This is a genomic window from Accumulibacter sp. (assembly GCF_031732815.1).
Classification (GTDB): domain Bacteria; phylum Pseudomonadota; class Gammaproteobacteria; order Burkholderiales; family Rhodocyclaceae; genus Accumulibacter.
The window spans coordinates 1-5928 of the sequence record NZ_JAVMKF010000100.1; the positions used below are offsets into that span (position 1 = coordinate 1).

General features: G+C 59.7%; 7 protein-coding genes. 2 read left to right on the forward strand and 5 right to left on the reverse strand.

Going from position 1 to position 5928, the window contains the following annotated elements:
- Positions 1 to 410: aconitase family protein (locus RKP46_RS08030; RefSeq protein ID WP_311106165.1), on the forward strand; the 410-nt coding region annotated here is incomplete at its 5' end.
- A gap of 81 nt (positions 411 to 491) precedes the next feature.
- Here RKP46_RS08030 and RKP46_RS08035 read toward each other — a convergent pair.
- Both RKP46_RS08035 and RKP46_RS08040 read right to left on the reverse strand, forming a co-directional pair.
- On the reverse strand, positions 492 to 2153 hold the full coding sequence (locus tag RKP46_RS08035) for a GMC family oxidoreductase (protein ID WP_311106166.1): 1662 nt from the start codon (positions 2151 to 2153) through the stop codon (positions 492 to 494).
- Positions 2150 to 2695, reverse strand: coding sequence for a gluconate 2-dehydrogenase subunit 3 family protein (locus RKP46_RS08040; protein WP_311106167.1), 546 nt, complete (start codon positions 2693 to 2695; stop codon positions 2150 to 2152). Before RKP46_RS08040 ends, RKP46_RS08035 begins: the two co-directional genes overlap by 4 nt.
- Positions 2696 to 2854: 159 nt before the next feature.
- On the opposite strand from RKP46_RS08040, the gene RKP46_RS08045 reads away from it, so the two are divergent.
- Positions 2855 to 3559 carry a FecR family protein gene (locus RKP46_RS08045; RefSeq protein ID WP_311106168.1) on the forward strand — a complete coding sequence of 235 codons (705 nt, stop codon included), beginning with the start codon at positions 2855 to 2857 and terminating at the stop codon, positions 3557 to 3559.
- A 12-nt stretch (positions 3560 to 3571) separates the two neighbouring features.
- On the opposite strand, the gene RKP46_RS08050 is transcribed toward RKP46_RS08045, so the two are convergent.
- The 3 genes from RKP46_RS08050 to RKP46_RS08060 form a co-directional block, all read right to left on the reverse strand.
- Positions 3572 to 4111, reverse strand: a complete 540-nt coding sequence (locus RKP46_RS08050; protein ID WP_311106169.1) for an alpha/beta fold hydrolase — start codon at positions 4109 to 4111, stop codon at positions 3572 to 3574.
- A gap of 325 nt (positions 4112 to 4436) precedes the next feature.
- Positions 4437 to 5687 (reverse strand): autotransporter outer membrane beta-barrel domain-containing protein, encoded by a 1251-nt coding sequence (locus RKP46_RS08055; protein WP_311106170.1) that lies wholly within the window; start codon positions 5685 to 5687, stop codon positions 4437 to 4439.
- A partial coding sequence (locus RKP46_RS08060; RefSeq protein ID WP_311106171.1) for a hypothetical protein occupies positions 5684 to 5928 on the reverse strand: 245 nt, incomplete at its 5' end. The genes RKP46_RS08060 and RKP46_RS08055, both read right to left, overlap by 4 nt.

Here is a 5928-nt window from a genome sequence, read left to right on the forward strand (position 1 = left end):
AAGGCAAGTCGGACATCCCGACCCGCCTGTGGATCGCCCCGCCGACCAAGATGGACGCCCTCATCCTCACCGAAGAAGGCTACTACAGCGTTCTCGGCAAGGCTGGCGCCCGCATGGAAATGCCGGGCTGCTCGCTGTGCATGGGCAACCAGGCGCAGATCCGCAAGGGCTCGACCGCCATGTCGACCTCGACCCGCAACTTCCCGAACCGTCTCGGCATCGACACCCGCGTCTATCTGGGTTCCGCCGAGCTGGCCGCGATGTGCGCACTGATGGGCAAGATCCCGACCGTGGCCGAGTACATGGAGCTGATCCAGGTGGTGAACGCCAAGGCCGCCGACATCTACCGCTACATGAACTTCGACCAGATCAAGGATTTCGTCGAGGTCGCGCAAACGGTCGAAATGTAAGCCTGGAGAGAGGCTGCGTAGCGTCTGACGCTACGCAACGGCCCCCGCCCGCTCGGTGCATCCGAGCCGCGGGGGTTTTTTTTAGGCTAGGAATTTGTCTGCGGCTCTGATGGCCAGAGCTTCGATCGTGAGTGACGGAGACTCTCCACCGCCACTGCTGGGAAAGACGCTGGCATCGCAGATGTACAGGTTTTCCCAAGTGTGGCTCTGGCAATGTGCATCGACGACCGAATCGCGTGCATCGCTGCCCATGCGGCATGTTCCGAAAACGTGGGTCGAGCTGAAAAAATCGGCCGTGCCGTATTCTTCTACCAGCTCGGATACGCCGGCGGCGCGCAGGATTTTTCTGCAGGTGGTGGCCATGAAGCGCAGTCGCATGATCTCCTGTTCGCCGAGCCACGAATGAATGCGAGCGAGAGGAATTCCGTGGGCATCCTTTTCCCTTGGATCGAGGTCGACGAAGGTCCTTGCATTCGGCAGGAATTCCCCCATGGATCCAACAGAGACTGCGTGGCCGACTGTCAACCGCATCTTTTGCTTGTGCTGTGTCCCCCAGCCCTTGATGACCCTTTGGGCGTAGGCGATCGGCCCGTTCATTTCGGCCTCGTGGATCGCGGATGAAAAACGGCAGCCGCCGCGAACCCCGGGAATGCTGTCGGGTTTGTTGAAATCCCAGCAAATTGAATCGGCGGGCAAGCCCATGAAGCTCCGGATGTCATCGCTGACAATACCGGTGCTCACCCAGCCCAGGCTTTCCATGAGATTCCTGCCGACCATTCCCGATTCGTTCGCAACCCCGTTGGGCGCGTAGGAACTGGCGGAGGCCAGCAGCAGCCGGGGAGTTTCAATTGCACCACAGGCGATCACGAGGTGCTTGACGGGCAGGCGGTGCAGTTGTCCCTCCCTGTCACGTACTTCGACGTGAGAGGCGCGGCGGCGCTCGGTGCTGACGATGCGGGTCACCGTGGATTCGGGAAGCACGGTGCAGCGTCCGGTGCGCAGCGCCTTACGGATGAAAGTGACGTCGACCGAGCCCTTGTCCTGGCGCGGACAGCCGCGGGTGCAATTGCCACAGTAATTGCATTGAGGTCGATCGTCGTAGGGACGAGACAGGGCGGCTCTGGCGTTGGCTTCCCACTTCAGGTTGAGCGACTTGGCGCCTTTCTTAAGTAGGCGGGAGGCGGGGGAGAGTTCATGCGCCGGGAGAGGGTAGGGGGTGCTGCGCCATCGATCGCCCGTGTCGCGGGGGCCCGCAACACCAATGATCTGTTCTGCTTTGGCGTAATAAGGTTCAAGGCCGGCGTAGTCGATCGGCCAATCCGCAGCTTCGCCGAAGCGGGTGCGCATCATCATGGCCTCGGGGTGAAGCCGGTGTGCCTCACCGGTAAAGTGCAGTGTCGAGCCACCAACGCCGCGAACGTGATGATAGCCAGTGCCGGCGGGCAACCGGATTGCTCCTGGATTGAGTGCGCCACGCACGCTATTCCAGGATCTGAGATCGTTCCATTCGCTTTCAATCGCCTGCATCGGCGCAAAGGACTGACGCCCCTTGCTGCCTGTCTTGGGCGGCAGCGGGCGCTCCCACTTCTCGGTATGTAGCAGGTAGTCCTTATCGGGGTCGAAGGCCGGTCCAGCCTCAATGACCAGGACGCGGAAGCCCCTGTCGGCAAGGCGCCAGGCCATGGCTCCGCCGCCGGGGCCGGACCCGACGACGGTGACATCGAATGCGGCAGCGTCAATCAACGAATATAGTCCGGATACCCTGCTGGTTGCGGCGGTCGATCAATGGCGAGGCCGCGCCAGGCGAGAGAGTTGGCATAGTAGGCGGCGAAGCAGTGGTCGCGTAGCTGGTCGAAGAGTGCTCGCGGCAGACTGTCACCAGGCATTTCGGACATTCTTTGCAGAAAGCTGTTCTTCGACTCTGCGTTGAGTGCCGCAAATCCCCGATTTGTCTGTCCGTCAATCCAGCGAAAGCCGTTCACCAGCAACTGCCTCAGCTCTGGCTCGTCCATCGCTTTTCTGGTCAATGTCAGGTGGACGCCCACTGCGGATGCTGATGGACCGAATTCATCGGCTGGCACCAGGGTGTCGACAAAGGCCGCCAGTGCATCGGTTGGCAGTGCCGATACTGCAGCGTCTTCCGAGCAGGCGACACCGCCAGCAGCGGCCAGGGTGGCAAGCAGGGCGAGAAAGTGGCGCCGCGACAGCGCGGGAGTGCTGTCCGAAGATCCTGCTGCGTCGCTCAGGGGCCATGAAACTAGCTTGGTGTCGAACGGCGGTTTCATTTCAATTGCTGCTGACTGTTGGAGAAACGACGTATGGTGAACGGCATAGAGCTTCGCAAGCCTGAGGCGACATTCCCCTCTGCTTCGACGAGAAGGGTATATTAAATCCTTTGACTCTTGCGAATGTGCGCTGCACGTACAGATTCTCCGGAGAACGATATGGCCATAAGGACGCTTCTGCTCAAGCTCGCCATGCTCCTGGCGCTGATGCATGTTTCATGGTGCGTGCGAGCGCAGGATGCGGGTGCGTTCGTGCGTTTTTCCGGATCAGTGTCGATTGTGGGTGCGGACAATAAAGTTCGCGTCGCTTCGGCAAACAACAAGATACATTCCGGAGACACGGTGAGCACCGACGCGCGCAGCGAAGCGGTGGTCAAAATGGCAGACGACTCTATCGTTGCGCTACGGCCCAATACGCAATTTCGTTTTACCGAGTATCGCTACGAGGAAAAGTCCTCCGACAAGTCAGTTGCTACGCTCCTGCGTGGTGCGGTGCGCCTGATCACGGGCTTGATCGGCAAGGCGAACAACAACAATGTCTCGGTTCAGGTGAGCACGGCGACAATCGGTATTCGGGGCACCGACTTTGAGGTTGTTCTTCTCGAGGAAGGGAGCAACGAGGGGCGCGCCGGCGTCTATAGCACCGTGAATGAAGGCGCGACCCATGTGAAGTTGGTCAGCGGTGAGGAGGTCGACGTTAAGACGAACCAGACGGCCTTCGCCCCTGAGAAGCCCCTGCCAGGCGAGCCGCCGCTACAGTTGCTCGATTCCCGTCCGGTTTTTATTCGAGGCGGTGCCTTTGATTCCATGATGCGCCAGGTGACCGGGCAGTCGATGCGCGCCATCCAGAACATGCGACGCTAGGACGTGCCGGCTTCAGAGGCAGGACTGTTGACGCAGGTGGATCCATTGTTGCGCCCAGCAGCACTCGTGATCGAAATCTTTCAGTTCGACGATCCGGCTGTTCGGTACCTGTGCCATGTAGGTGGCAAGCGATTCGCGTGGCACGACGGTGTCGCGCAGGCCACTGAAGTGTGTCTGCCGAATGTTGGCAAGTGCTTGAGTCTGCGTGGCGGGATTGTGCGATGTGCGCAATGACGACACGCCAACTGTGGCCGCCCACCGTTGCGTATCGAGCGGTGCAGCGATGGTTACGAGACAGGACGTGTCCTTGCGGCGTGCGGCAAGCAGCGCCGCCATGGCACCCCCACCCGAGTATCCGACGAGGGCAATTTCACGCGCGCCACTCGCCTGCTTCAGGCTGTCGACCATGCGGTCCACCATCTGGACCGCCTTTTCACTGAAGCGGCCATGTGTCCATAGGGCGGGATCGCAGTTACGCAAATCATCCGTCCGCATGTGCTGACACGGCCGGCCGATATAGGCGACGAGCGGAGAAGGGTCGACTGACGCCATTCGGATAACCAGCGGCACGATCGGGGTTGGATCGCGCGGCGGTTGCTCGGCCGACGGCCATGGCGCACCGTCGCCTTCAAGGTAGAGTGTCAGCCGCTGGTCAGTGGTGGCAGTGAACGGTGTTCGGACGTAAGCCTGAAGGGGTTCGCCGGGCAGGGTAAACGGTTGGAAGCCGGCGGCGCTGGCGAGAGCGCTGGTGCGTTCTGCCGGTGACTGAATCAGCGCACATGCCGCACCAAACAACAAAACCGGAGCAGCAACCGACCGGTACAGCCAAACTGCTCGCACTCGCCGCTTCCAGGTTCGGGTACTCGCGTTGGGACTGCTAGAAATACATCCCCACGTTCAGCATGGCCGCGTCATTCTTCATGTCGCTACGGCCGCGTTCGGTGGTCAGTTGCAGTCCGCCATAGAGTGCCCCACGCGATCGGTACTGGATACCGAGCGTGGCCTGCACCGCGTTTTTGTCATTGGATGGCGTTTGACCGGAAACCGTACCCTGCGTCGGCAGTCGGGGGTCGTAGATGTAGGTCAGCCCTGCAAAGGGCATCCAGGCCCCGGCGTCGTAGGCAATTTCGCCGCCCACGCGAATCTGAGAGGCGCTCGTGTCCGAGCCGCTGATGAAGGTGCCGTTGGACAGGGTCTGGCTGCTCTGCTTGTCCCGATAATATGAAATGCCGGTTCGGCCTGTGAAGGCCCAGTTGCCCAAGATCCTGTTGTATTCAAGGCCAAGGTTTGCAAGTGTCGTGTCACTGCTGTTTCTGCCGGTGACTGCAATCCCGTTGGTGTTGTCGAACGATTTCAGGTTGCTGTGTCCAAAGCCCAGGCCGGCATTAACCGCCCAGTTGCTGTTAAGGGGATAGAGCAGATAGGGCGAGACGGTGATGCCATCGGAACTGAATTTTCCACCGTTGAATTTTGTATCAATGCGGGCACTCGTGTCCGCCAAAGCAACGCCAAGAACGGCCTTGTTGCCAAAAGTGTAGTCAACACCGATTAGGCCGGCTCTTACCGGGCCGTCCGATTTCAGCGGATTGAACGAGGTCCCAACATTGGCTTGCGCAGCGGAAACCCAGCCGTTCCAGGATGCCGTCTCTCCTGCAGACGCAGCCTTACCGGTGTCGCCATCGCCGGAGAGTGCGAAGCGCGTGCCACCAGGGGCGTTGGCCTGACGCCCGAAACCTGACTTGAAATATGTGCTGACGAATTCGATGGCCTGCGTGATGGTTGCGTAAGTTCCCGAACTCAATACCTGCCGCAGGAGTTCGGCATTGGAAAGACCGCATGGATATCCGCTGCAGGCCGTCGAGTAAGTTGGCGGCGGCGGCGGCGGCGGACCGCCCGCCCACGCATTTTTTACGAAAAATAAACTGACGATTGCCGCAGCTGCGACAAATCGCAGGATAGGCCAACTGAGTTTTGTGACGGAAGTGGATGACATGCCTGATCCGTTCATCAATAAGGGTTGCGCCTGATTTTCCTCCTGTAGGGCAGAGGGATGACTGGTTTTTTGTACCTCAAGAAGATTGGCAAGTTTGCGTGTTGTCCAATCGCAACACTTCTGCTTGCAGGTCAATGGCAGGAAATCCTCATAATTGAGAACCGGTTTCGAGGGGCCAGGAAATACGTTCGGCTTTGGCGTTTTTTCGGATGGCCGGGCATGGGCGATGACAGGAGTCGGGAGTTTGTGGGCGTCGACGCCTGATAGCGATCGATCGCTTTGCGATTGCGGCGGGGCTCATTTGTTTTCATCTCCCTGTCTTTCCGGAATCCGCTGCGGCGTACTTGATGGGTAGGGAATGAAAGGCTGACAATTG